Origin of the sequence: Klebsiella sp. RC2 (assembly GCF_014192815.1) — a bacterium.
Classification (GTDB): Bacteria; Pseudomonadota; Gammaproteobacteria; order Enterobacterales; family Enterobacteriaceae; genus Klebsiella; species Klebsiella variicola.
Window position 1 is genome coordinate 134615 of sequence record NZ_JACHYL010000005.1, and the last position, 23127, is coordinate 157741.

20 protein-coding genes are annotated in these 23127 nt (G+C 62.7%); 5 read left to right on the top strand and 15 right to left on the bottom strand.

The window, feature by feature from the left end; genetic code table 11:
• The first annotated feature begins 74 nt into the window (after positions 1 to 74).
• The 3 genes from ptrA to recD are packed head-to-tail and all read left to right on the top strand — an operon-like array spanning position 75 to position 8334.
• Positions 75 to 2960 (top strand): pitrilysin, encoded by a 2886-nt coding sequence (gene ptrA / locus FHW76_RS16690; protein WP_032733765.1) that lies wholly within the window; start codon positions 75 to 77, stop codon positions 2958 to 2960.
• On the top strand, positions 2957 to 6493 hold the full coding sequence (recB, locus tag FHW76_RS16695; protein ID WP_183476846.1) for an exodeoxyribonuclease V subunit beta: 3537 nt from the start codon (positions 2957 to 2959) through the stop codon (positions 6491 to 6493). Before ptrA ends, recB begins: the two co-directional genes overlap by 4 nt.
• A complete protein-coding gene (gene recD / locus FHW76_RS16700) occupies positions 6490 to 8334 on the top strand; it encodes an exodeoxyribonuclease V subunit alpha (RefSeq protein ID WP_071583165.1) in 1845 nt (614 codons plus the stop codon). The genes recB and recD overlap by 4 nt, the downstream gene beginning before the upstream one ends.
• 59 nt (positions 8335 to 8393) lie before the next feature.
• Here the strand turns inward: recD and FHW76_RS16705 are convergent, their stop codons facing one another.
• Both FHW76_RS16705 and argA read right to left on the bottom strand, forming a co-directional pair.
• On the bottom strand, positions 8394 to 8714 hold the full coding sequence (locus tag FHW76_RS16705) for a hypothetical protein (protein ID WP_039102521.1): 321 nt from the start codon (positions 8712 to 8714) through the stop codon (positions 8394 to 8396).
• 231 nt (positions 8715 to 8945) lie between these two features.
• Entirely contained in the window at positions 8946 to 10277 is a 1332-nt protein-coding gene (argA, locus tag FHW76_RS16710) for an amino-acid N-acetyltransferase (protein ID WP_004149616.1), read from the bottom strand.
• 227 nt (positions 10278 to 10504) lie between these two features.
• Here argA and amiC point away from each other — a divergent pair, with 227 nt between their 5' ends.
• Positions 10505 to 11758 carry an N-acetylmuramoyl-L-alanine amidase AmiC gene (gene amiC, locus FHW76_RS16715; protein WP_008806319.1) on the top strand — a complete coding sequence of 418 codons (1254 nt, stop codon included), beginning with the start codon at positions 10505 to 10507 and terminating at the stop codon, positions 11756 to 11758.
• Between the two features lie 17 nt (positions 11759 to 11775).
• A complete protein-coding gene (gene cobD / locus FHW76_RS16720) occupies positions 11776 to 12852 on the top strand; it encodes a threonine-phosphate decarboxylase CobD (RefSeq protein ID WP_049011211.1) in 1077 nt (358 codons plus the stop codon).
• A 3-nt stretch (positions 12853 to 12855) separates the two neighbouring features.
• Here the strand turns inward: cobD and FHW76_RS16725 are convergent, their stop codons facing one another.
• The 13 genes from FHW76_RS16725 to FHW76_RS16785 all read right to left on the bottom strand — a co-directional run bounded on the left by FHW76_RS16725 (position 12856) and on the right by FHW76_RS16785 (position 23125).
• The gene (locus tag FHW76_RS16725; RefSeq protein WP_032691454.1) at positions 12856 to 13722 is read right to left on the bottom strand and encodes an L-threonine kinase; all 867 of its coding nucleotides are present in this window, start codon (positions 13720 to 13722) and stop codon (positions 12856 to 12858) included.
• Between the two features lie 91 nt (positions 13723 to 13813).
• Positions 13814 to 15028, bottom strand: a complete 1215-nt coding sequence (locus FHW76_RS16730; RefSeq protein WP_064160582.1) for an acetate/propionate family kinase — start codon at positions 15026 to 15028, stop codon at positions 13814 to 13816.
• Positions 15025 to 15465 carry a propanediol utilization protein PduV gene (gene pduV / locus FHW76_RS16735; protein ID WP_039102519.1) on the bottom strand — a complete coding sequence of 147 codons (441 nt, stop codon included), beginning with the start codon at positions 15463 to 15465 and terminating at the stop codon, positions 15025 to 15027. The genes FHW76_RS16730 and pduV overlap by 4 nt, the downstream gene beginning before the upstream one ends.
• Before the next feature lie 4 nt (positions 15466 to 15469).
• Positions 15470 to 15820: a propanediol utilization microcompartment protein PduU gene (gene pduU, locus FHW76_RS16740; RefSeq protein ID WP_023323227.1), complete on the bottom strand. Its 351-nt coding sequence runs from the start codon at positions 15818 to 15820 to the stop codon at positions 15470 to 15472.
• The gene (gene pduT, locus FHW76_RS16745) at positions 15820 to 16374 is read right to left on the bottom strand and encodes a propanediol utilization microcompartment protein PduT (protein ID WP_012967293.1); all 555 of its coding nucleotides are present in this window, start codon (positions 16372 to 16374) and stop codon (positions 15820 to 15822) included. The genes pduU and pduT overlap by 1 nt, the downstream gene beginning before the upstream one ends.
• Positions 16375 to 16376: 2 nt before the next feature.
• The gene (locus FHW76_RS16750) at positions 16377 to 17729 is read right to left on the bottom strand and encodes a 4Fe-4S dicluster domain-containing protein (protein WP_050887231.1); all 1353 of its coding nucleotides are present in this window, start codon (positions 17727 to 17729) and stop codon (positions 16377 to 16379) included.
• Positions 17726 to 18838 carry a 1-propanol dehydrogenase PduQ gene (gene pduQ / locus FHW76_RS16755; RefSeq protein ID WP_183476848.1) on the bottom strand — a complete coding sequence of 371 codons (1113 nt, stop codon included), beginning with the start codon at positions 18836 to 18838 and terminating at the stop codon, positions 17726 to 17728. Before pduQ ends, FHW76_RS16750 begins: the two co-directional genes overlap by 4 nt.
• Before the next feature lie 11 nt (positions 18839 to 18849).
• Positions 18850 to 20235 (bottom strand): CoA-acylating propionaldehyde dehydrogenase PduP, encoded by a 1386-nt coding sequence (pduP, locus tag FHW76_RS16760; protein WP_183476850.1) that lies wholly within the window; start codon positions 20233 to 20235, stop codon positions 18850 to 18852.
• On the bottom strand, positions 20232 to 21248 hold the full coding sequence (gene pduO / locus FHW76_RS16765) for a two-domain cob(I)yrinic acid a,c-diamide adenosyltransferase PduO (protein ID WP_012540667.1): 1017 nt from the start codon (positions 21246 to 21248) through the stop codon (positions 20232 to 20234). The genes pduP and pduO overlap by 4 nt, the downstream gene beginning before the upstream one ends.
• Positions 21249 to 21258: 10 nt before the next feature.
• Positions 21259 to 21534, bottom strand: coding sequence for a EutN/CcmL family microcompartment protein (locus FHW76_RS16770; protein WP_012540668.1), 276 nt, complete (start codon positions 21532 to 21534; stop codon positions 21259 to 21261).
• Positions 21535 to 21537: 3 nt separating this feature from the next.
• Positions 21538 to 22029, bottom strand: a complete 492-nt coding sequence (pduM, locus tag FHW76_RS16775; RefSeq protein ID WP_032733755.1) for a microcompartment protein PduM — start codon at positions 22027 to 22029, stop codon at positions 21538 to 21540.
• Entirely contained in the window at positions 22026 to 22658 is a 633-nt protein-coding gene (locus FHW76_RS16780; protein ID WP_012540670.1) for a phosphate propanoyltransferase, read from the bottom strand. The genes pduM and FHW76_RS16780 overlap by 4 nt, the downstream gene beginning before the upstream one ends.
• The gene (locus FHW76_RS16785) at positions 22658 to 23125 is read right to left on the bottom strand and encodes a BMC domain-containing protein (protein WP_012967299.1); all 468 of its coding nucleotides are present in this window, start codon (positions 23123 to 23125) and stop codon (positions 22658 to 22660) included. Before FHW76_RS16785 ends, FHW76_RS16780 begins: the two co-directional genes overlap by 1 nt.
• Positions 23126 to 23127: the final 2 nt, after the last annotated feature.

Below are 23127 nucleotides of genomic sequence, written 5' to 3' on the forward strand. Positions count from 1 at the left end.
AACGTATCACGGACTGATGGACATAAAAGGCTGCACGCTGTGCAGCGCAAGTTTGTTAATGATGAGGTTCGTGAATGCCCCGCAGTTTATGGTTCAAGGTTTTTGTTGTGCTGGCCGCCCTCTGGGCGCCGTTTAGTCAGGCCGACACCGGATGGCAGCCGATTCAGGAGACGATCCGCAAAAGCGAAAAAGATACGCGTCAGTATCAGGCGATCCGCCTTGATAACGACATGGTCGTGCTGCTGGTTTCCGATCCGCAGGCGGTGAAATCGCTGTCGGCGCTGGTGGTGCCGGTGGGATCCCTGCAGGATCCGGCCGATCATCAGGGGCTGGCGCATTTTCTGGAACATATGACGCTGATGGGGTCGCAAAAATATCCCCAGCCTGACAGCCTTGCAGAGTTTCTTAAACTGCACGGCGGCAGCCATAACGCCAGCACCGCGCCTTACCGCACCGCGTTTTATCTCGAAGTGGAAAATGATGCGCTGGACGGGGCCGTAGACCGCCTGGCCGACGCCATCGCCGCGCCGCTGCTGGATAAGAAATATGCCGATCGCGAACGTAACGCGGTCAACGCCGAACTGACGATGGCCCGGACGCGAGACGGGATGCGCATGGCCCAGGTCAGCGCGGAGACCATCAACCCGGCCCACCCGGCGGCCCACTTCTCCGGTGGTAACCTCGAGACGCTCAGCGATAAGCCCGGCAGCCCGGTACTTGACGCGCTGCATACCTTCCGCGATAGCTGGTACTCCGCCAACCTGATGAAAGCGGTGATCTACAGCAACAAGCCGTTGCCGGCGCTGGCGCGGATGGCTGCTGACACCTTTGGCCGCGTGCCGAATCGTCAGATCAGCAGGCCGGAAATTACCGTCCCGGTGGTAACGGATGCGCAAAAAGGCATCATTATTCACTATGTGCCGGCGATGCCGCGCAAAGTGCTGCGCGTCGAGTTTCGCATCGACAACAACAGCGATCGCTTCCGCAGCAAAACCGATGAGCTGGTCACCTATCTCATCGGCAACCGCAGCCCGGGCACGCTCTCCGACTGGCTGCAAAAGCAGGGGCTGGCGGAAGGTATCCGCGCCGATTCCGATCCGGTGGTAAACGGCAACAGCGGTGTGCTGGCGATCTCTGCCACCCTCACCGATAAAGGCCTGGCGCACCGCGACGAAGTGACGGCGGCCATTTTCAGCTATCTCGACCTCCTGCGTACTCAGGGCATCGACAAACGGTACTTCGATGAACTGGCGCATGTGCTGGCGCTGGATTTCCGCTATCCGTCGATCAACCGCGACATGGACTACGTGGAATGGCTGGCGGATACCATGATCCGGGTGCCGGTCGAGCATGCGCTGGACGTGGTGAATATTGCCGACCAGTACGACCCGCAGGCGATCAAAGATCGGCTGGCGATGATGACCCCGCAGAACGCCCGTATCTGGTATATCAGCCCCCAGGAGCCGCATAACAAGACGGCCTATTTTGTCGATGCGCCGTATCAGGTGGATAAGATTAGCGAGCAGACGTTCGCTGACTGGCAGCAAAAATCGCAGGCCATCCAGCTACAGCTGCCGGTGCTCAACCCCTATATTCCGGATGATTTCACCCTCATCAAAAGCGATAAAGCCTGGCCGCATCCGCAGCTGATCCTTGATGAACCGACGCTGCGGGTGGTGTATGCCCCGAGCCAGTATTTTGCCAGCGAGCCGAAGGCGGATATCTCCCTGGTGCTGCGTAATCCCCAGGCGATGGACAGCGCTCGCCGGCAGGTGATGTTTGCCCTCAACGATTATCTCGCCGGCATCGCCCTCGATCAGCTCAGTAACCAGGCGGCGGTCGGCGGCATTTCGTTCTCCACCGGCGCTAATAACGGATTAATGGTTAATGCCAACGGCTATACCCAGCACCTTCCGGCACTGTTCAGCGATCTGTTGCAGGGATACTTCAGCTATACGCCGACCGAGGAGCAGCTGGAGCAGGCCAAATCCTGGTATGCGCAGATGATGGACTCCGCCGAGAAAGGCAAAGCCTACGATCAGGCGATAATGCCGATCCAGATGGTCTCCCAGGTGCCGTACTTCCAGCGCGAAGTGCGCCGGGCGCTGCTGCCCTCCATCACCCTTAAAGAGGTGCTCGACTACCGCGCCAACCTGAAAACCAAGGGGCGTCCTGAACTGATGGTGATCGGCAATATGACCTCCGATGCCGCCACGACGCTGGCCCGCCAGATCCAGCAGCAGCTGGGCGCCGACGGCAACGAATGGTGCCGTAATAAAGACGTGGTGGTGAACCGGCAGCAGCTGGCGATCTTCAACAAAGCGGGCAACAGCACCGACTCCGCGCTGGCCGCGGTGTTCGCGCCGCCCAACGTGGATGAGTTCAGCAGCACCGCCGCCAGCACCCTGCTGGGGCAGATTATTCAGCCGTGGTTCTACAACCAGCTGCGTACCGAAGAGCAGCTCGGCTATGCGGTCTTTGCCTTCCCGATGAACGTGGGGCGCCAGTGGGGCATGGGCTTCCTGCTGCAGAGTAGCGATAAGCAGCCGGCCTTCCTCTGGCAGCGGTTCCAGGCCTTCTTTCCCACCGCGGAGGCGAAGCTGCGGGCGATGAAGCCGGAAGAGTTTGCTCAGCTCCAGCAGGCGGTGATAAGCCAGATGCTGCAGGCGCCGCAGACGCTGGGCGATGAAGCCTCGAAACTGAGCAAAGATTTCGATCGCGGTAATATGCGTTTTGATTCACGTGATAAAGTAGTGGCTCAGATTAAACTGCTGACGCCGCAAAAACTTGCCGACTTCTTCCACCAGACGGTGGTGGATCCGCAGGGCATGACGATATTGTCCCAGATTTCCGGTAGCCAGAATGGCAAAGCGGACTATGCCCAGCCGAAAGGCGGCAAAGTGTGGGAAAACGTCAGCGCATTGCAGCAATCCTTACCCCTGATGCGAGAGAATGAATGACCGACACCGCTGAGTCTTTGGATCCCCTGCGCTTGCCCCTGAGGGGCGAGCGCCTGATAGAAGCCTCTGCGGGCACCGGAAAAACCTTTACCATCGCCGCGCTGTATCTGCGGCTGCTGCTGGGGCTGGGCGGCGAGTCCGCCTATTCCCGCGCTATCAGCGTTGAAGAGCTGCTGGTGGTGACCTTTACCGAGGCGGCGACCGAAGAGCTGCGCGGGCGTATCCGCAGCAACATCCACGAACTGCGCATCGCCTGCCTGCGCGGCGAATCCGACAATCCGCTCTACAGCGCGCTGCTGGCGGAGATCGATGATAAAGACGACGCCGCGAAGACGCTGCTGCTGGCTGAACGGCAGATGGACGAGGCGGCGGTATTCACCATCCACGGCTTTTGCCAACGGATGCTGAGCCTTAACGCCTTCGAGTCGGGCATGCTGTTCGAGCAGCAACTGATCGAGGATGAATCCCGCCTGCGCTATCAGGCCTGCGCTGACTTCTGGCGCCGCCACTGCTATCCGCTGACCCGCGATATCGCGGCGGTGATCCACGACGTCTGGAAAGGGCCGCGCGATCTGCTGAAGTCTCTTGACCGCTGGCTGCAGGGCGAAGCGCCGCAGCTTAAGTCGCCGCCGGCCCCCGACGAGACGCTGGCTGAACGCCATCAGCAGATCATCGGCCGCATTGACTCGCTCAAGCAGCAGTGGCGCGAGCAGGTGGGCGAGATCGAAGGCGTGCTGGAAAATTCCGGGCTCGACCGGCGGAAATACAATCGTGGCAACCAGGGCAAATGGCTTGAGAAAGTGAACGCCTGGGCGCAGGAAGAGACGTTAAGCTACCAGCTGCCCGACGCGCTGGAGAAATTTGCCCAGTCGTTTCTGCTCGAGCGCACCAAAGCCGGTGGCGAACCGCCGGTGCACCCGCTGTTTAGCGCCGTAGAGTCGCTGCTGGCCTCCTCGCTGACGCTCACCGATCTGGTGCTGGCGAGAGCGATGGTCGAGATCCGCGATGCGGTCGCCCGCGAAAAGCGCCGCCGCGGCGAGCTGGGGTTTGACGATATGCTCAGCCGGCTTGACGAGGCGCTGCGCGGCGACAGCGGCGAGACGCTGGCCAGCGCCATTCGCCAGCGTTTTCCGGTGGCGATGATCGATGAATTTCAGGACACCGACCCCCAGCAGTACCGGATTTTTCGCCGCATCTGGCGCCGGCAGCCGGAGACGGCGCTGCTGCTGATCGGCGATCCGAAGCAGGCCATCTACGCCTTTCGCGGCGCCGATATCTTTACCTATATGAAAGCGCGCGGCGACGTTGCCGCGCACTACACCCTCGATACCAACTGGCGCTCCTCGCCGGGCATGGTGGGCAGCGTCAATCGGCTGTTCAGCCTCAGCGATAACCCCTTCATGTTCCGCGAGATCCCGTTTCTGCCGGTGAAGGCGGCGGCAAAGAATCAGGGGCTGCGCTTTACCGTTGACGCGGCGGACGTACCGGCGATGAACGTCTGGCTGATGCCCGGCGACACCGTCGGGTCTGGCGATTATCAAACGTTTATGGCGCAGCTCTGCGCCACGCAGATCCGCGACTGGCTGAGCGCCGGGCAGCAGGGGCGCGCGCTGCTGTGGCGCGGGGAAACCTCGCGCCCGGTGCAGGCCTCGGATATCACCGTGCTGGTGCGCAACCGGCTGGAGGCGGCGCAGGTGCGTGAAGCGCTGCAGACGCTGGGCATCCCCTCGGTCTACCTCTCTAACCGTGACAGCGTTTTTGAGACGCTGGAGGCCCAGGAGCTGCTCTGGCTGCTGCAGGCGGTGCTGGCCCCGGAGCGGGAAAATACCCTGCGCAGCGCGCTGGCGACCTCGATGTTTGGCCTGACCGCGCTGGATATTGAAAACCTGAACCAGGATGAGCAGGCGTGGGACGCGCTGGTGGAAGAGTTCAGCGAATACCGCCAGATCTGGCGTCAGCGCGGAGTGATGCCGATGCTGCGGGCGTTGATGACGGCCCGGCATATCGCCGAGAATCTGCTGGCGACCCGCGGCGGCGAGCGGCGCTTAACCGACATTCTGCATATCAGCGAACTGCTGCAGGAGGCGGCCAGCCAGCTGGAAAGCGAGCATGCCCTGGTGCGCTGGCTGGCGCAGCATATCGCCGAGCCGGACAGCAACGCCGCCAGCCAGCAGATGCGTCTCGAAAGCGATAAGCACCTGGTGCAAATTGTCACCATTCACAAGTCAAAAGGGCTGGAATACCCCCTGGTCTGGCTGCCGTTTATCGCCCGGTTTCGTAAACAGGACCAGGCGTTCTACCACGATCGCGAGACGTTCGCGGCGGTACTGGATCTGGGCCAGGATGAGGCCAGCCTCGAGCTGGCGGAGGCGGAACGGCTGGCGGAAGATCTGCGCCTGCTGTACGTCGCCCTGACCCGTGCGGTCTGGCACTGCAGCCTCGGCGTGGCGCCGCTCAGCAGCCGGAAATCCGGCAACAGCGATTTCCACCTCAGCGCGCTGGGGCGGCTGTTGCAGGCGGGCGAAGCCATGGACGCCGCCGGGCTGGCCGCGCGGCTGGCGGACTTCTGTCATGGCGATATTGCATTGCAGAGACCGGGCGAGCTGGATCTGACCCCGTGGCAGGCGCCCGCGGCGACCATCCCCCCGCTGTCGGCGCGCGAGCTGCAGCGCCGCATCGCCGACGACTGGCGGGTGACCAGCTACTCCGGACTGCAACAGCATGGTTTCAGCGGCGGGCAGGATCTGCTGCCGCGTCTGGATGTCGATGCCGCCGGCGTCGGCGAAGTCGTGGAAGAGCCGCAGCTGACTCCGCACCAGTTTCCGCGCGGCGCCGCGCCGGGGACCTTCCTGCACAGCCTGTTTGAGGAGCTGGACTTCACCCAGCCGGTGCCGGACGGATGGATGGCGGAGAAGCTGCAGCTGAGCGGGTTTGACGCGCAGTGGGCGCCGGTGCTGACCGACTGGCTGGGGGGCGTGCTGAAGACTCGCCTGCCGGGAGCGGATATTGCGCTCAATCAGCTTGCGGCGCGGGATAAACAGGTGGAGATGGCGTTTTATCTGCCTATCGCTCAGCTGCTGACGGCGGAGCGCCTTGACGCGCTTATCCGCCAGTACGATCCCCTCTCCGCCGACACGCCACCGCTGGATTTCCGCCAGGTGCGTGGCATGCTGAAGGGCTTTATCGATCTGGTCTTCCGCCACGAAGGCCGTTATTACCTGCTGGATTACAAATCCAACTGGCTGGGGGAAGACCGCGAGGCCTACACCCGGCCGGCAATGGAGCAGGCGATGCGTGCCCACCGCTACGATCTGCAGTATCAGTTGTACAGCCTGGCGCTGCACCGCTATCTGCGCCACCGGCTGGCCGATTATGACTATGACCGCCACTTCGGCGGCGTGATTTATCTTTTCCTGCGCGGCATGGACGGGCAGGAGGGGGGGCAGGGGATCTTCACCACCCGGCCGGTGAGACCGCTGATTGACGGTTTGGATCAGCTTTTTGCCGGAGAAACTCAGGAGGAGGCCTCATGACTTTCGAACAATTACTGCTGGCTGCGGTGGAGCAGCGTCTGCTGCGGCCGCTGGACGTCCAGTTTGCCCTGATGGTGGCGCAAAACGACCCGCCGGCGGTCATGCTGGCGGCGGCCTTGCTGAGCCGGGATGCTGGCGAGGGGCACGTTTGCCTGCCGCTGTCGCGGTTGAGCGGCGACGAGGCGCTGAGCGGAAAAGCGGGGGAGATCCGCGATCGGCTGCTGGCCGAAGCCGGCGCGCCGGAGGACTGGCCCGCGCTGCTGCTCGCTTCGTCGGCGGTGAGCTGCGGCGATGCTCCGGCGCCGATGATTTTGTGCGGCGACCGGCTCTATCTGAACCGGATGTGGCGCAACGAGCTGACCGTCGCCCGCTTCTTTAACGAAGCCAACCGGGTGCTGGAGATGGATGAGGCGCGGCTGGCGTCAACGCTAAATGCGCTGTTTCCCGCCACTGGCGAAACCGACTGGCAAAAAGTGGCCGCGGCGGTGGCGCTGACCCGCCGTATCTCGGTGATCTCCGGTGGTCCCGGGACCGGGAAAACCACCACCGTGGCGAAGCTTCTGGCGGCGCTGATCCAGATTGACGACAGTCCACGCTGTCGTATTCGCCTGGCGGCACCGACGGGGAAAGCGGCGGCGCGCCTGACCGAATCGCTGGGCGCGGCGCTGAGAAAGCTGCCGCTGACCGATGCGCAGAAAGCGTTAATTCCCACCGAGGCCAGCACGCTGCATCGTCTGCTGGGCGCCCAGCCCGGCAGCCAGCGCATGCGCTATCACGCCGGCAACCCGCTGCATCTGGATGTGCTGGTCGTGGATGAAGCCTCGATGATTGACCTGCCGATGATGTCGCGGCTTATCGACGCGCTGCCGGCCCACGGGCGGGTGATTTTCCTCGGCGATCGCGACCAGCTGGCCTCCGTGGAAGCGGGGGCGGTGCTGGGGGATATCTGCGCCTGGGCGAGCTCGGGCTACACTGCCGCGCGGGCGCAGGAGCTGACCCGGCTGACCGGTTCGCCGGTGCCGGCGGGCGAGGGGGCTATCGCTGGCGCGCTGAGAGACAGCTTGTGCCTGCTGCAAAAGAGCTATCGCTTCGGCAGTCACTCCGGCATCGGGAGCCTGGCGCGGGCGGTGAATGCTGGCGCGCGCGCGGAGGTGAAGGCCACGCTGCGCCAGCCGTTTGACGATATCGCGCTTCATCCCCTCAGCACGACCGACGAGTACGAGGCCATGCTCGGCGCGGCCCAGCAGGGCTATGAACGCTACCTGCAGCTGCGCCGCGAGCGAGCGGAACCGCAGGCCATGCTGGCCGCTTTCAGCGAATTCCAGCTGCTGTGCGCGCTGCGCGAAGGGCCGTACGGCGTGAGCGGCGTCAATGAGCGGCTGGAGCAGCGGCTCAACCGCCAGCGGGCGATCGCCCTGCCGCGCCACTCCCGCTGGTATGACGGCCGACCGATCATGATATCGCGCAACGACAGCGCGCTGGGGCTGTTTAACGGCGATATCGGCATAGCGCTGGAGCGCAACGGCGAGCTGCGGGTGTGGTTCCTGATGCCCGACGGCACCATCAAGTCGGTGCAACCGAGTCGCCTGCCGGAGCATGATACCGCCTGGGCGATGACCGTGCATAAATCGCAGGGCTCCGAGTTCGAACATGCGGCGCTGATCCTGCCGGCGCGCAGCGTCCCGCTGGTGACCCGCGAACTGGTCTACACGGCGATCACCCGTGCGAAACAGCGATTGTCACTCTATGCCGACGAGCAGGTGCTCTCCCAGGCCATTGTGACGCGCACCGAGCGGCGCAGCGGCCTGGCGGAGATTTTCGCCGGGCGCGAAGCCCCCTGAGAGGCCGCATCCGGGCGATGGGAAAATAATGCAGCCCGTTGCCCGGACTGGCAGAAAAATCAGTAGCTGAAGACCAGGGGGATGAGCCAGAGCACCGATATCGAGTTCATGGCGCAAAAGCGGACTGCCGCGCCGCTGGCCAGCGGTGGGGAGGAACAGCGGGCAACAAAAATCACCAGCGAGGAGATGAGAACATTCATGCCGGATGTCAGGGCCAGCAGGAATAATATCGCGATGGCGGCGCCGAGTGCGGCATAACCATGCTGATGATGGCGCTGGTTATCCCAGAGGAGCAGTATCATCAGCAACCACGGATAGAGGGTGACCGTGGCGGTAATGAGGTTGATATGTCTGACCAGCCAGTTCGGTTTGGTTTCCATTATTTCAGCGATCCTTGCAGGGCGGGTGGCGGCCGTGGCGCCAGTCGACGTCCTGTCGACAGCCAGTAGCATATCGGTGAGCCAGCGAGAAAGAAATGGTCTGCGCGGAAACCAGGAATTTAGCCCGCGTACCGCAGACGAGCGCTGGCGCGAAGAGTGGCGGGAGACCGGCCCAGGATAAAGCGATAAGCGTCGCGCTATCCCGGGCCGTTAGAAAGGGTGAAGAAGGGCTTAAGCGAGGTCGGCCATCAGCACCTTCGACCGGCGCTGATAGTTATACATCTGCTTTTTACTCTCCGGCAGCAGGTCGATATCCACCGGCGTGAAGCCGCGCTCCTGGAACCAGTGGATGCTGCGGGTGGTTAGCACGAACAGCTTGCTCAGTCCCATCTGTCTGGCCTGAGCGGCAATACGCTCCAGCAGCACCTCTCCCCGCGACGAGCTCCGGTAATCCGGATGCACCGCCACGCAGGCCATTTCGCCGATCTTCTCTTCCGGGAAAGGATAGAGGGCAGCGCAGGCGATAGTGGTGTTATCGCGCTGAATAATGGTGAATTTGTCGATCTCCATCTCCAGCTGCTCGCGGGAGCGGCGCACCAGGATGCCCTGCTGCTCAAGCGGGCTTATCAGCTCAAGAATACCGCCGATATCGTTGATGGTCGCCCGGCGGATCTGCTCCGCGCTCTCCATGACGATCTGGGTGCCGATGCCGTCGCGTGAGAACAGCTCCTGCAGCAGCGCGCCATTTTCCTGATAGCTGATCAGGTGGCAGCGCCGCACGCCGCTGCGGCAGGCCTTCACGGCCCCGCGCAGGAAGCGCACGGTGCCGGAGTTATAATCTTCGTCCGCTTCCAGCTCTTCGACGCGGGCCTGCGCCTCATTAGGGAACAGTTCGGAGACGATTTCCCCGGCCTGGTTGTAAACCCCTTGCGACGAACAGAAGCCGATCATTTTCTCCGCCTTCAGCTTGATGGCCAGCTGGGTGGCGATCTCTTCCGAAGTCAGGTTAAAGCTCTCGCCGGTGACCGACACCGCGACCGGCCCCATCAGGACAATGGCGCCGCTGTCGAGCTGACGATGAATCGCCTCTTCGTCAATGCGGCGAATGCGTCCGCTGTGGCAATAATCGACGCCGTCATCGACGCCCAGCGGCTGGGCGATGATAAAGTTGCCGCTGACAACGTTGATATGGGCCCCCTGCAGCGGGGTGTTGTTGAGGCTCATCGACAGGCGGGCGGTGATCTCCAGCTGCAGCATCCCCGCCGCCTGCTTAACCAGCTCAAGCGTTTTAGCGTCAGTCACTCGCGTCTGCTTGTGATAGACCGGCTCGTGGTGGTGCTCGGCGAGGTTAGCGTCAATCTGCGGGCGGGCGCCATAGACCACGACCAGGCGAATGCCCAGGCTATGCAATAATCCTATGTCATTGACAATATTTGAGAAATTTTCATGCTCAATGGCTTCGCCGCCCAGCATGATGACAAACGTTTTTCCCCGATGGGCATTAATATAGGGAACAGAATGGCGGAATCCTTCTACCAGTTCAGTGCGACGTTCCTTCACCATGACAAACCCTCAATGCATGATTATTCGTAATTATTGTATTTTTATTCTGTTTTGCTGTTAAACGCAAGTGCCAATTTTAGGCTAAGCCACGAAAAACATGTGACCCGGCGCAGGGTGTCAATGAATGTTTACCCTTTTATAGATGACAGGTTATATGCCTTTCGTTAAAGTTTCTGGTCAATCTGTTTGTTTTGGGTACAAATGCGTTTTTATTGCTTGGGAGTGGCATGTCGGGAAACAACTCTGGATTAAGCCGTCGCCGTCTGCTGCAGGGCGCGGGCGCCATGTGGTTAATGAGCGTGAGCCCTGTGGGGCTGGCTGCCGATGCGCGGGTGGTCGCTGTTCGCGTCTGGCCAGCATCGACCTACACGCGCGTCACGGTAGAATCGAATCATGTGCTGAAATACCGGCAGTTTGCCCTCAGTAACCCGGAGCGGGTGGTGGTGGATCTGGAAGGGGTTAACCTGAACTCTGTGCTGAAGGGCATGGGGGGGCAGATCCGCGATGACGACCCCTTTATTCAGTCCGCCCGCGTGGGCCAGTTTGATCCGCAAACCGTGCGCATGGTTTTTGAGCTCAAGCAGAACGTTAAGCCGCAGCTGTTTGCCCTCGCGCCGGTGGCCGGCTTTAAAGAGCGTCTGGTGATGGATCTCTACCCCGCCAACGCCACCGATGTTCAGGATCCGCTGCTGGCGCTGCTCGAGGATTACAACAAAGGCGATCTGGAGCGTCAGGTGCCGCCGGCGCAAAGCGGACCGCAGCCGGGCAAAGCCGGGCGTGACCGGCCGATTGTCATTATGCTCGATCCCGGACACGGCGGCGAAGACTCCGGCGCCGTGGGGAAGTATCGCACCCGCGAGAAAGATGTGGTGCTGCAGATTGCCCGCCGCCTCCGGGCGCTGATCGACAAAGAAGGCAATATGAAGGCCTATATGACCCGCAACGAAGACGTGTTTATCCCGTTGAAGGTGCGTGTCGCCAAGGCGCAGAAGCAGCGCGCCGACCTGTTCGTGTCGATTCACGCCGACGCCTTTACCAGCCGCCAGCCCAGCGGTTCCTCAGTGTTTGCCCTCTCTACCAGGGGGGCCACCAGTACCGCGGCAAAATATCTCGCCCAGACGCAGAATGCCTCGGATCTGATCGGTGGGGTCAGCAAGAGCGGCGACCGCTATGTCGACCACACCATGTTCGATATGGTGCAGTCCCTCACCATCGCCGATAGCCTCAAATTTGGCAAGGCGGTGCTGGAGAAAATGGGCAATATCAATAACCTGCACAAAAATCGGGTAGAGCAGGCGGGCTTTGCGGTGCTGAAGGCGCCGGATATCCCCTCCATTCTGGTGGAGACGGCGTTTATCAGTAACGTGGAAGAAGAGCGGAAGCTGAAAACGGCCAAATTCCAGCAGGAGGTAGCCGAGTCGATCCTCGCCGGGATTAAAGCCTACTTCGCCGACGGCGCGACGCTGGCCCGTCGCGGATAACCACACAGGAAAGGGATATGGCCTTACTGAAAAGCGCCCATGGCGGTAACATCCGCGAGGCCGCCGCCCTGCTGGGTATTGCGCCCGGCGAGCTGCTGGATTTTAGCGCCAACATCAATCCGCTGGGGATGCCAGCTTCGCTCAGGCAGGCGATCGTAGACAACCCAGGCTGCGCCGAGCGCTACCCTGACGTTGAATATCAACAGCTGCATCAGGCGCTGGCTGCCCACCATCAGCTGCCGGCGGCGCATATCCTTGCCGGCAACGGCGAAACTGAATCGATCTTCACCCTCGTCCACGGCCTTAAGCCGCGGCGGGCGATGATCGTCATTCCTGGTTTCGCGGAGTACCGGCGGGCGCTGCAGACGGTGGACTGCGAGGTGGTGGAGTATGCCCTGCGTGAGTGCGATGGCTGGCAGCTGACCGACGCCATCCTCGATGCCCTGACTCCGGCGCTGGACTGCCTGTTTCTTTGCACCCCGAATAACCCCACCGGCCTGCTGCCGGAGCGGGGCCTGCTGGAAGCCATTGCGCAGCGCTGTCGGGCCCTGAACATCAGCCTGATCCTCGATGAGGCCTTCCTCGACTTTATCCCCGACCAGCCGGGGTTTATTCCTCTGCTGGCGCAGCACCCGCACGTCTGGGTTCTGCGTTCTCTCACCAAATTTTATGCCATTCCTGGGCTGCGTCTTGGCTACCTGCTCAACGCTGACGCCCAGGCAGTGGCCCGGCTGCGCGAGCGACAAATGCCGTGGTCCATCAATGCCTATGCCGCCCTGGCCGGAGAGATCATCCTCCAGGACCGGGCGTATCAGCGGGCCACCTGGCAGTGGCTGCAGGAGGAGGGGGCGCGTTTCTGTTCACGACTGAAAGAGATTACCGGGCTGACCGTGTGGCCCGGGCGTGCTAACTACCTGTTCTTGCGCTGCGACAGGCAAGGGCTTGACCTGCAATACGCCCTGTTGCGCCAGCATGTGCTGATCCGCAGCTGCGCCAACTACCCGGGGTTGGATAGCCGTTATTTCCGGGTGGCGATCCGTAGCGCCAGCGAAAACGACCAGCTGCTGGCGGCGCTGCGCCGGGCGCTGGCCTGAGGCCTACTGCAGGGTGACGCCCCCGGGCACCATCGCCAGCAGATGCTGCTGCGGCCAGTGGGCGGCGATGTCGCTCTCTGCCAGCCGCCATTGCAGAAATTCGACGTCATGACGACGGCGGTCCAGCAGCAGGCCGACGACGCTGCCGCTGTGCGCTACATTAAGGCCATACAATCCTGCGCTTTCCACCAGTTGCAGTAGCGCGTCAAACCCCGGTTTGGGCAACAGCTGCTGGCTGGCGATGGCGCTGATGGTCGCCGCTTCGCCCAGCAGCTGTGGGCTGCCGCAGTGGCAGGCCTGCTGCACTTTCTCCCACGCCAGCTGCAGCCGGGAGGCGTTAGCCAACAGACCCGCCTCGCGCGGCAGCTGGTGGTAGTCGGTGGTGCGCAGCGTCAGCGGGCTCTCCAGTACTAACAGGTCGAGCGCTGGCGGAGGGGGACAGGCGATTTGCGTGGCGGCGGTATTATGGTCGAACAGCGTCAGCTGGCGAAACAGGGTGCTGTCGGTAGGCTCCAGCGCGACGCACAGGCGCGCCAGCGTCGGCTCATCCAGTAGATGGCCCAGATGATGGGCGGTGGCGACGGCGGTGGCAGCGATATCGGCGGTGCTGCTGGCCATCCCTTTGGCCACCGGGATCGTTGAGTGCAGGGTAATGCGGATCTGCTGGCTCAGCGCTGGGGGGTAGCCCCAGTGGGCCAGCAGCTGGTCGACCATCGCCCGCGACAGTGGCCGCTCGTCTTTTCGCGGTACCCCGGTCTCGACCTCGACGGTGCTGTACCAGTCCACCGGACAGGAGACCAGCTTTTCGCTGCCGAGGATCCAGCCCTGGATAAGTTCTCCGCACGAGGCGGGACATTGTGCAACAGCCACGTTTTCACCTTTCCGCTTACCTTCGCCAGGGCGCATAGTGGCATGGCGACCCGCCGGTTACCATGATTCTCCGCAAGAGGAGGCGCGTCGTTTATGCCGACACCGTCAGCTCGCGCGCCTGCGGCAATGCAAGACGCATGACGTCGCGGGCAATCATTAGCTCTTCATTGGTGTTGATCACCGCCACTTTGACCAGCGCATTATCCGCCTGAATAAAGGTCGTGCTCCGCTGGTTTTTCTCGTCGTCCAGCGCGAGGCCGAGAAAGTGCAAATTGCGGCAGATTGTCGCCCGCGCCCGGGCGGAATTCTCGCCTATGCCGCCGGTAAAGATCAGCGCGTCCAGACCTCCCATCTGCATGATATAGCTGCCGATAGTCGCGCGAATGCGTTCGGCAAACAGCGACAGCGCCAGAGCCGCCCTTTCGTTGCCGGCGTCGGCTGCCTGTTCGACGTCGCGGTAGTCAGAGGACACGCCGGAGACGCCCAGCAGCCCGGATTCATTATTCAGCAGCTGGCTGAGCTGCAGGGCGGATTTCCCCTCTTTCTCCACCAGCCAGGGAAGGATCGACGGATCGATATCGCCGCTGCGGGTGCCCATCATCACCCCGGACTGGGGAGTAAAGCCCATTGAGGTATTCACCGACTGCCCGCCTTTGATGGCGCAGACGCTACAGCCATTGCCCAGGTGGCAGCTCACTACCCGCAGGGCGCTCAGCGGTACGCCCAGCTTTTCCGCCAGCGCGCTGCTGACATAGTGATGGCTGGTGCCGTGAAAACCGTAGCGGCGAATGCCCAGCTCGGCGTAATAGCGCCAGGGCAGGGGATAGAGCCAGGCCTCCGGCGCCAGGGTCTGGTGAAAGGCGGTATCAAAAACTGCCACCGCCGGTACCGCGGGTAACAGCTGGCGAAAGAGACGTATGCCCAGCGCATTGACCGGGTTATGCAACGGCGCCAGCTCCGCCAGGCGTTCGATCTCCCGCAGGGTGTCGTCGCAGACCAGCGCGGCGTCTTTGAAGCGTTCGCCGCCGTGGGCGACGCGGTGGCCAACGCCGTCTATCTCCTGCAGGCTGCTCAGGATCCCGCGGCCGGTCAGCGCCTCCAGCAGCAGGGTCACTGCCTCATGGTGATCGGCGATGGGCAGCGTCTCCTGCCATTTCTGCGTCGGCGTTTTCAGCGTGAAGCGGGCCTCGGGCAGGCCAATACGTTCGATCAGCCCCTGGCAGAGCAACGCTCCCTGCGGCATGTTAAGCAGCTGAAATTTCAGGGAGGAGCTGCCGGCGTTGATCGCCATGATTTTATAGGTCATTGATATTCCTCTGCGTTCAGGCAGGCGAGCAGGTCATCAAGCCCGTCGCCGGTTAACGCGCTGGTGATAAAGATATGTTCGGCGCCTGCCGCCTCGAGCCATGCCCGGACCTGTTCCAGACGGGGCGGGGCGGCCAAATCGGCTTTGGTGATCACCCCGATGACCGGGCGGTTCATCGGAGCGGTAAACCCCGGAGAAAAGGGTGACCAGGGCGCATCGGCATTCAGTACCAGCGCGATGACATCGGCCTCGCAGGCGCTGGTGAGCAGCGCGCTGTACAGGCAGCGGTTTTCCAGATATTCCCCCGGGGTGTCGATGGCGGTCGGCGTCCAGACGATGGCCTGCGTTTTTTGATAACGCAGGGTTTCGCCACGCAATACCTGGGTCAGCGAGGTTTTGCCGCACTGGCTGGGTCCGATTAGCATCAGGCGTTTCATGGGCTCAGGTCCGTGTGATCGGGCAGGCGGTGAAGCGCATCAGCTCACCAAGGGTGCGTGTTACCTGCCTGAGCGCGTACTCCACCGCGGAGACATCGCCAGTCAACACCACCGCGCCGGTGAAGCGATCGAGAAAGCCGATCTCCACCGCGCCGGATTTGGTGGCGATGTCGCAGGCGATAATTGATGCCTCACTTGGGGTAATAGTAAGGATGCCGATAGCGGAGACCGCGTCCGGCAGGCCCAGCTTTTTGAACAGATCTTTGCCCGGATTGGCGATGAGATGCGCCAGAGTGACCTGTTTACCCGGGACATACTCCTGGATCATGCGTTCGGTAGGGGTTTGCGATTCCATTATCCCTCCATCAGCTGTTGCCACAGCGCATCGTGCGGTCGCGGGATCACTGCCCGGTAAACCAGTAATCCTTTCTCGCCTGCGCTGTCGCTGGCCACCGTGACGGCGTTGTCGACATCGGCGATATCACCCGCCACCACCATGTAGCATTTGCCGCCGATACCAAACGCCATATGAACGCGAACCAGGGTGACGTTGGCCGCTTTCACCGCGCGGTCGGCGGCGCTGATGCATGCCGCCACGCTCCAGGTTTCGACGATCCCCGCCGCCTGCCGCTGCTCGACCACGTTGAGTCCGCTGATCGCCGGCAGTACGCTGGGGTGAATGTTAGCCAGCACCAGGCTGTCCACCAGCATCTCCCCGGCGCGCGCCGTGCCGGCGGCGATTGCCTGTTGCACGGCGCCGACGTCGCCGCCGAGCATCAGCAGGAATTTCCCGGGACAAAGGGTTCTGCAGAGCAGGAGCTGTACGTTCGCGCTTTTCAGCATGACGTCGCCCAGCTCCATTCCCCTGGCGATACTGGTCAGTTCTAAAATTCCGATAGCCTGGGTCATGATTAACCTCTTACAAGCGTAATGGCCTGCTCCGTGATGGCGGAGACCTGGCCGTCAATACTGGCGTGTACCGGCGCACCGAGGGCGTCGGCAGGGATGTCTGCCAGCAGCTGGCCGCGCGTTACTCGCTCTCCCGGCGCGACGCAGGGGACGGCGCTGATGCCGATATGCTGGCGCAGCGGCAGGGTGACGCAGCCCACCTCCGGCTCCACCGCCGTCAGCGGCGCCTCCTGATACCAGGGATCAAGCCCCAGTTTGCTGATGAGCCGTTTGACCGGCACCAGGCGGTGCTTCGCCATCTCGTCCGCCGGACGCAGCGGTCCTTCGTAGCGCAGATTTTTCGCCCTCAGCTCACGTTTCAGCAGACGGTTGATGCGCATAGGGGAAATCCCCACCGGGCAGGCGACGCTCTCGCAAACGTTGCACTCCGAGCAGGTCAGGGCGCTGAGCAGCAGCGACGGGGTGGCCGCCTGGCGATAGTTCACCGCCCGCACCAGCAGATTAGGGGAAAGCTCATGGCCGATCAGGTGCCGGGGGCATAAATCTGTGCATAAACGGCACTGCTCACAGACGGTGCGGGCGATGGCGAGCAGGGTGCGTTCATCCTGCCGCCGTCGCTGGATCAACGGATGGTTGCCCGGGAGCACCAGCAGGCCGCCGGTGGTTTTGGTGACCGGTGTCTCCAGGGAGGTCATAAGCGAGCCCATCATCGGACCGCCGTTGATAAACCCCGGTTCGGCAACCGTCGCGCCGCCGGCCAGATCCAGCACCTCGCGCAGCGACATGCCCAGCGGTACGGTCAGCGTCAGCGGGCGGGCGACAGCGCCATTGACGGTCAACGTCCGGCGAGTCACCGGATAGCCCTGCTCCACGGCTCTGGCGATATTGAGTACCGTCTGCACGTTATTGACCACTACGCCGACGCTGACCGGCAGCGCGGCAGGCGGCACGCGGCGCCCCGTCGCCAGCCAGATAGTAAGCACCTCATCCCCGGCCGGATAGACATCGGGCAGAATATGCAGCCGGGCCCATTCCGGGAGTCGCGGGGTTAAGGCCGCAATCGCCGCAGCATATTTCGCCTTCAGGGCAATGATCCCTTCCCGGGCGCCGGTGGCGGTCATCGCGTAACCCAGGCCGCGAATCAGCCGGTCAGCCTGCTGCGCCATCAGCTGTTGATCAACCTTCAGCATCGGTTCGCATTCGGCGGCGTTCACCAGCACGGTATCCACCCGGGCCTGCAGTTTGATGTGGGTCGGAAAGCCTGCGCCACCGGCGCCCACCACGCCGGCAGCCCGGACGCGCTCGCGGATCTCCGCCGCGTCCATGTCTGGTAGTGGCACTATCGCTTCACTCATTGCAGGCTCTCCAGCAGTTGCGCGATGGCCGCGCCATCGGCCGGGCGCGGGTTGGTGCGCAGGGTGGCGTCGGCCAGCGCGGCCGGCACCATGGCGGGAATTCGCGATAAGAAAAGGGGATATTTTTCCTGCAAGGCGCCCTTGAGGGTGGGAATGGCGCACTGCTGTTTCAGTGTTTCCACCGCGGCAATCAGCGCCTGGAGAGCCTCCTGTTCGCCAGCTTCCGGCGGGCAGAACCGGCAGGCCCTGGCCAGGCGCGCATAGCGCTTCGCCGCTCGCGGCTCGCCGGCGTTAAAGCGGATCACCGCGGTCAGCAGCAGCGCGTTGGCCAGGCCATGGGGGAGGTGAAACTGGCCGCCAAGCTGATGGGCGATAGCATGATTGAGCCCAAGGCCAGCCTGGCTAAAGGCCATGCCGGCAAGGGTTGAAGCATTGTGCATTTTGCTGCGGGTCGCAACGCAGTCGCCCTGGCGAACCGCAACGGGCAGGGCGCGAAATACCAGCCTGGCGGCTTTTTCCGCCAGTGCATCGGTAAAATCGGTGGCCTGCGGCGATACCCATGCCTCAAGGGCGTGGGTCAGGACGTCCAGCCCGGTATGGGCTGTGATGGTGGGCGGTACGCTGACCACCAGCGTTGGGTCAAGGATCGCCATGTCGGGACAGAGCGCCTCATGGAACAGCGGATACTTGATCCCTTTTTCCGGGTCGCTGATGACGCAGGCGCTGGTCACTTCCGACCCGGTACCGCTGGTGGTGGGGATCGCTATGCAGGTGTCGACAGGCAGCCCGCCCTGCTGACTGAACCAGACGATCGCCTTGGCGGCGTCCATCGCCGAGCCGCCGCCGAAGCCGATCACCACCTGCGGACGCAGGGTCTGCATCTGCGCTATCCCTTTCGCCACGGTGTGAATGGTCGGATCCGGTGTAATATCGCTGAACACGCTGACGCGGTTGCTGGCGGGCAGCGCGGCGCGCAGCCGCTCGAACAGCGGCGAGCGCGCCAGGAAGCCGTCGCAGACGATCCAGATGTGCTGATGGCTAAAGCGCTGCAGCGCGGCCAGGCTGCCCGGGCCGCTGTAGAGGCGCGTTTGCAGAGAAAAGGTGTGCATGGCGCCCCCGGTTAGCGAATGGAAAAACCGTTGGTCAACACGCAGCGCCGCAGGCGGGCGAACGTCCGCGCGGAGGTGGTGCCTTCTCCGGTTGGCGTGGCGATGGTGAAGGTGGTAAACCCTTCGCCGCCGACGCCGATACCCGCGTAAGACGGACCATTTTTGACAAAAATGGAGGTCTGCAGCGTGCGTGCCGCCAGATTGAGCCGCGAGACATTCTGCGAGTGCATAATGGCGGTGTGGTGCAGACCCTCCTCAACGCGCAGGGCCAGCGCCAGGGCGCTATCAAAATCGGCGACCCGGACGATCGGCAGCACCGGCATCAGTTGCTCGCAGGTCACCCAGGGGTCGTTCGCCTGCACCTCGGCTATCAGCAGGCGAGGGGGGCGGGAAGGGACGGCGAGACCGGCGGCCGCCAGCAGCTCAGCCGGGCTCTTACCAACCAGTTTTTTATTCGCCGCGCCGTCGGGCAGGCAGACGGCGCGCAGGGTATCGGTCTCCTGCGGGCTCAACAGCAGCGCGTCAAAATCCTGCATCTGCTGGATCAGGCGGTCAGCGACGGAGGCGACGACGATCAGGCTTTTTTCGGCGATACAGGGCAGGTTGTAATCGAAGGCGGCGCCGCTGATGATATCTTCGGCGGCTTTGACGAGATCGGCCGTTTCATCAACGATGCACGGCGGATTGCCGGCGCCAGCGCCGATCACTTTTTTACCGCTTTTCATGCCCATCGCCACAATGCCAGGGCCGCCGGTGATAGCCAGAACGGCAATCAGCGGGTGGGCCATCATTTGCTGGGTGGCTTCAAAGGTCGGCTCGGCAACGGTCACCACCAGGTTACGGATCCCGCTGCAGCGGTAGGCGATCTCTTCGATCCTGGCGATAAGCGTTAACGAGACCTTTTTCGCGCCGGGATGGGGGCTGAAATAGACGCTGTTACCCGCCGCCAGCATGCTGATACTGTTGTTGATAATGGTTTCCGTTGGGTTGGTGCTGGGCGCCACGGCGCCAATAACCCCGAACGGCGAGTACTCAAACAGCACCATCCCGCCATCGCCGGTGAGGGCGCTGGTGGTGAGATCCTCAATGCCCGGTGTGTTCTCAAGGGCAGCTTTATTTTTCAGATATTTATCTTCTTTGTTGCCCATGCCGGTCTCCGTGGCGCTCTCCTCCGCCAGCGTCGCCAGCTCGGGGGCCAGCGTCTCCCGCAGGGCGCTGATAATGGCGCTGCGGGTTTTTAGCGGACACTGCTGATAGCGGAGAAAAGCCTGATGGGCGGCGTCGATGGCGCTGCCGATGTCGCGGTAAATGCCCTGCTGTTCCTGAGAAACGGGGGCGGGCGCGAGCTTTTCGCTGAGAATGGTGCGGATAAGGGGTTCCAGTTCTGCTGTATTCATTGATGTGTTCTCACGTTAATGGCCGCCATGGCAGCCTGTGCAATAGCCATATCCTGCTCGACGCTGCCGCCGCTAATCCCGAGACCGGCTATTAGCTGACCATCGCGCCACAGCGGATATCCGCCGCCAAAGGTGACGACTTTGCCCTGCAGATGGCTCTCCAGACCGTACAGCGCAGCGCCTGGCTGTACGGTCGTCGCGAGCTCGTGGGTGGCGGTTTTCATGGCGACGGCGGTCCAGGCTTTTTTTGGCGCCAGCTCGCTGCTGACCAGCAGCGCATCGGGCATTCGCCAGGTCACGGTTTCGGTACCGTGTGCGTCAACGATGCTGACCACCACCGGCACCTGCAGCTGGCGGGCGTGTTCGATAGCCTGACGGGTAAGCTGATGCAGCTCGTGAAAGGAGAGTGCCCCGGCCTGGGCTTTGGGCGCGTCGGACGCAGGCGACCCGCTGGCGGCCAGGTAGCGGGCCGCGATCTCCGCCACGAGCCGGCGCTGGTGATCGGCATGATCCTCGCTGCGCGCCAGGGCATACAGACAGTCAGATAAGCGGTTCAGATAACGCAGCAGTATCTGACGGATAGTGACCTCTGCCGCCAGCTCGACCAGCCGACGCTCCGCCCGACGGGCAACGGTGCGGGCCAGGTGCAGGCGACTGGCGGCTTCGCACCGTCCGGGCAACACAAACTGGTGCAGCGCCGGCACGCGGGCCATCTCGCGATCGATGGTCTGCTCCAGCAGGGCAATCTCTTCGCTGCTGATATAGCGCTTACCCGGTGATGGCTGTTCGCTGTCGCTGGCGAGCTCCGCGCTGAACCAGAAAATATGCTGCTGCAGGGCTTCGAGCAGGACGCGATGTTCCTCTTCAGCGGCGGCGCAGACGCACAGGCTCAGCACCGCGTTCAGTTCATCCAGGGTGCCGTAGGCTTCGACGCGCGGATGCGTCTTGCTGACCCGCTGGCCGGTAAAGAGTGATGTACTGCCGGCATCGCCGGTTCGGGTATAAATAGCCACAGGCGCCCCCTTAGCGTGAAAGTGAGTCAACAATGCCCACAACGGCAAGATCGATGGCCTCATTCGGGCCGCTAAAGACGTGGCGTGCGCTCGAGCCGCTGCAGAGCAGCACCAGTTCGCCGACGCCAGCGCCAACCGAATCTACCGCCACTTCATCGCCGCTCGCGGGCTGAAATGGATGTTCGTCGTCTGTGCTTACCCGGCGCACCAGCAGCAGTTTTTTGCCGTTCAGAGAGGGCGATTTTTGCGTCGAGACGACGGCGCCGGTCACGCGTGCCAGATGCATAGTTCACTCCTGCGTAATCAATTGAACATGCCGCGCGACGGCCGCTTCGCGGGCGAGGGCGGTGATAATGGGGCGGCGGCGCAGCACCAGATAACCTCCCCTGAGACGGGCTACATCGGCATAGGTGAGCACCGACGCGGCGTGAAGTCTGACGGGCTGGCCAGGCGGGTCGCTGAACGTCAGCGGCAAACGGGCGAGTTTTTTTACCGCCAGCGCGGGGAGCAGGGCGGGAAGCAGCGTTAGCTGTACCCGAACGCCCCAGGCCATCGCCTCATGCAACGCGCAACCGGCGGCCGTCAGCGCGCGCTGGCCGGTAAGCTGCTCCAGCAGCGGTAAATCCACCTGCACGATGCGCAGCGAAGCGTGCTGGCACAGCAGGCTGTGGATATCCGCTTCGCCGAGCTGGGCCACGCTGAGCGTGGCCGTACTCCGGGCGCGACGGCGCAGACGGGCGGCGACCTCTTCGACGATACGCTGCAGCATCGCGTGGTTCATGGCTTCGTCACCAGCGTAGCCCAGGCCTGCGCAGCGTCAGCGCCTGCCGCATTGGCTTCGTCAGTATCGATGTGCATCTCAAGACGCATATCCGGGGCTACGCGGACCGCTACATTGTCGAAGATAAGCCGCCTGTCGCTGCCTTCGATCGCCACCGCGACGCTATCGCCATGGGCGACGCGCAGGATCAGGGCATCGAGCGGGGACATATGAATATGTCGTTGGGCGACGATCGTCCCGCTGCTCAGCTCCAGTTCGGCAAAGGGGCTTATCAGGCGGATCCCTGGCGTGTCCTGCAGATTGCCTGACATGCGCAGCGGCGCGGCGATACCGAGGGTCCGGGCGTCGGTGCGTGAGATTTCCACCTGGCTGGTCTGGCGCAAAGGGCCGAGCAGGCGCACGTTATTTAATCGTCCTTTGGGGCCAACCAGAGTCACCGTCTGCTCTGCGGCATACTGCCCGGGCTGCAGCAGCGCTTTTTTCGGCTGGATGGGCTGAGCGGGAAAGAGCCTGGCATAGTCCTCCGCCGCTAAATGGATATGGCGACTGGAGATACCGATTGGGATGGGACGCTGGCGCATCTCATCCAGCACTTTGTTGACTGTTGAAGCCAGCTGTTGTTTATCCATTACGCGTCACCTCGTTTACCGGCGTGCAGGCACTGCGAGCGAGGTTCGCCTTTTTGCCGTGGACAGTGCGGGTCCAGGCACAGGTTGCAGGTCACCTGCTCCGCAGGGCGGGGGAGGGTGTCTGCGGGATCTCTGCGCTCATCCATTACGGTGGCGTTCTCCTCTTCCAGAGCAGCGTCAGGTGCTGGTGAAGGCGCTTCGACGCGGGCTGGCAGCAGGCCTGCGCCGGGCCTGGCGATAACCTTCTGCGCCACCAGCCCCTGCTGCCGGTCGGCGAGTTCGGCCCCGGTCATCACCGCCGCCTGGACAGAGGCCACATCACCGGCGATCTTCACCACCATCCAGCCGGAGCCGTTGGTCTTTTCCAGGGCGAGCAGCGTGATGGCGGCCGCTTTCGCCATGGCGTCGGCGCAGGTGATGGCCAGGGCCAGGCCGCTGACCTCAAGTAATCCCAGTGATTGCTTCACGC

What these genes read in the sequence shown, in the direction of transcription:
- ptrA (WP_032733765.1), top strand. Translation starts at nt 75, where the DNA reads ATGCCCCGCAGTTTATGGTTCAAGGTTTTTGTTGTGCTGGCCGCCCTC.
- pduU (WP_023323227.1), bottom strand. Translation starts at nt 15,820, where the DNA reads ATGGAATCGCAAACCCCTACCGAACGCATGATCCAGGAGTATGTCCCG.
- pduQ (WP_183476848.1), bottom strand. Translation starts at nt 18,838, where the DNA reads ATGCACACCTTTTCTCTGCAAACGCGCCTCTACAGCGGCCCGGGCAGC.
- recD (WP_071583165.1), top strand. Translation starts at nt 6,490, where the DNA reads ATGACTTTCGAACAATTACTGCTGGCTGCGGTGGAGCAGCGTCTGCTG.
- cobD (WP_049011211.1), top strand. Translation starts at nt 11,776, where the DNA reads ATGGCCTTACTGAAAAGCGCCCATGGCGGTAACATCCGCGAGGCCGCC.
- recB (WP_183476846.1), top strand. Translation starts at nt 2,957, where the DNA reads ATGACCGACACCGCTGAGTCTTTGGATCCCCTGCGCTTGCCCCTGAGG.
- pduT (WP_012967293.1), bottom strand. Translation starts at nt 16,374, where the DNA reads ATGACCCAGGCTATCGGAATTTTAGAACTGACCAGTATCGCCAGGGGA.
- pduM (WP_032733755.1), bottom strand. Translation starts at nt 22,029, where the DNA reads ATGAACCACGCGATGCTGCAGCGTATCGTCGAAGAGGTCGCCGCCCGT.
- pduP (WP_183476850.1), bottom strand. Translation starts at nt 20,235, where the DNA reads ATGAATACAGCAGAACTGGAACCCCTTATCCGCACCATTCTCAGCGAA.
- FHW76_RS16770 (WP_012540668.1), bottom strand. Translation starts at nt 21,534, where the DNA reads ATGCATCTGGCACGCGTGACCGGCGCCGTCGTCTCGACGCAAAAATCG.
- amiC (WP_008806319.1), top strand. Translation starts at nt 10,505, where the DNA reads ATGTCGGGAAACAACTCTGGATTAAGCCGTCGCCGTCTGCTGCAGGGC.
- FHW76_RS16780 (WP_012540670.1), bottom strand. Translation starts at nt 22,658, where the DNA reads ATGGATAAACAACAGCTGGCTTCAACAGTCAACAAAGTGCTGGATGAG.
- argA (WP_004149616.1), bottom strand. Translation starts at nt 10,277, where the DNA reads ATGGTGAAGGAACGTCGCACTGAACTGGTAGAAGGATTCCGCCATTCT.
- FHW76_RS16730 (WP_064160582.1), bottom strand. Translation starts at nt 15,028, where the DNA reads ATGACCTATAAAATCATGGCGATCAACGCCGGCAGCTCCTCCCTGAAA.
- FHW76_RS16750 (WP_050887231.1), bottom strand. Translation starts at nt 17,729, where the DNA reads ATGAGTGAAGCGATAGTGCCACTACCAGACATGGACGCGGCGGAGATC.
- FHW76_RS16705 (WP_039102521.1), bottom strand. Translation starts at nt 8,714, where the DNA reads ATGGAAACCAAACCGAACTGGCTGGTCAGACATATCAACCTCATTACC.
- pduV (WP_039102519.1), bottom strand. Translation starts at nt 15,465, where the DNA reads ATGAAACGCCTGATGCTAATCGGACCCAGCCAGTGCGGCAAAACCTCG.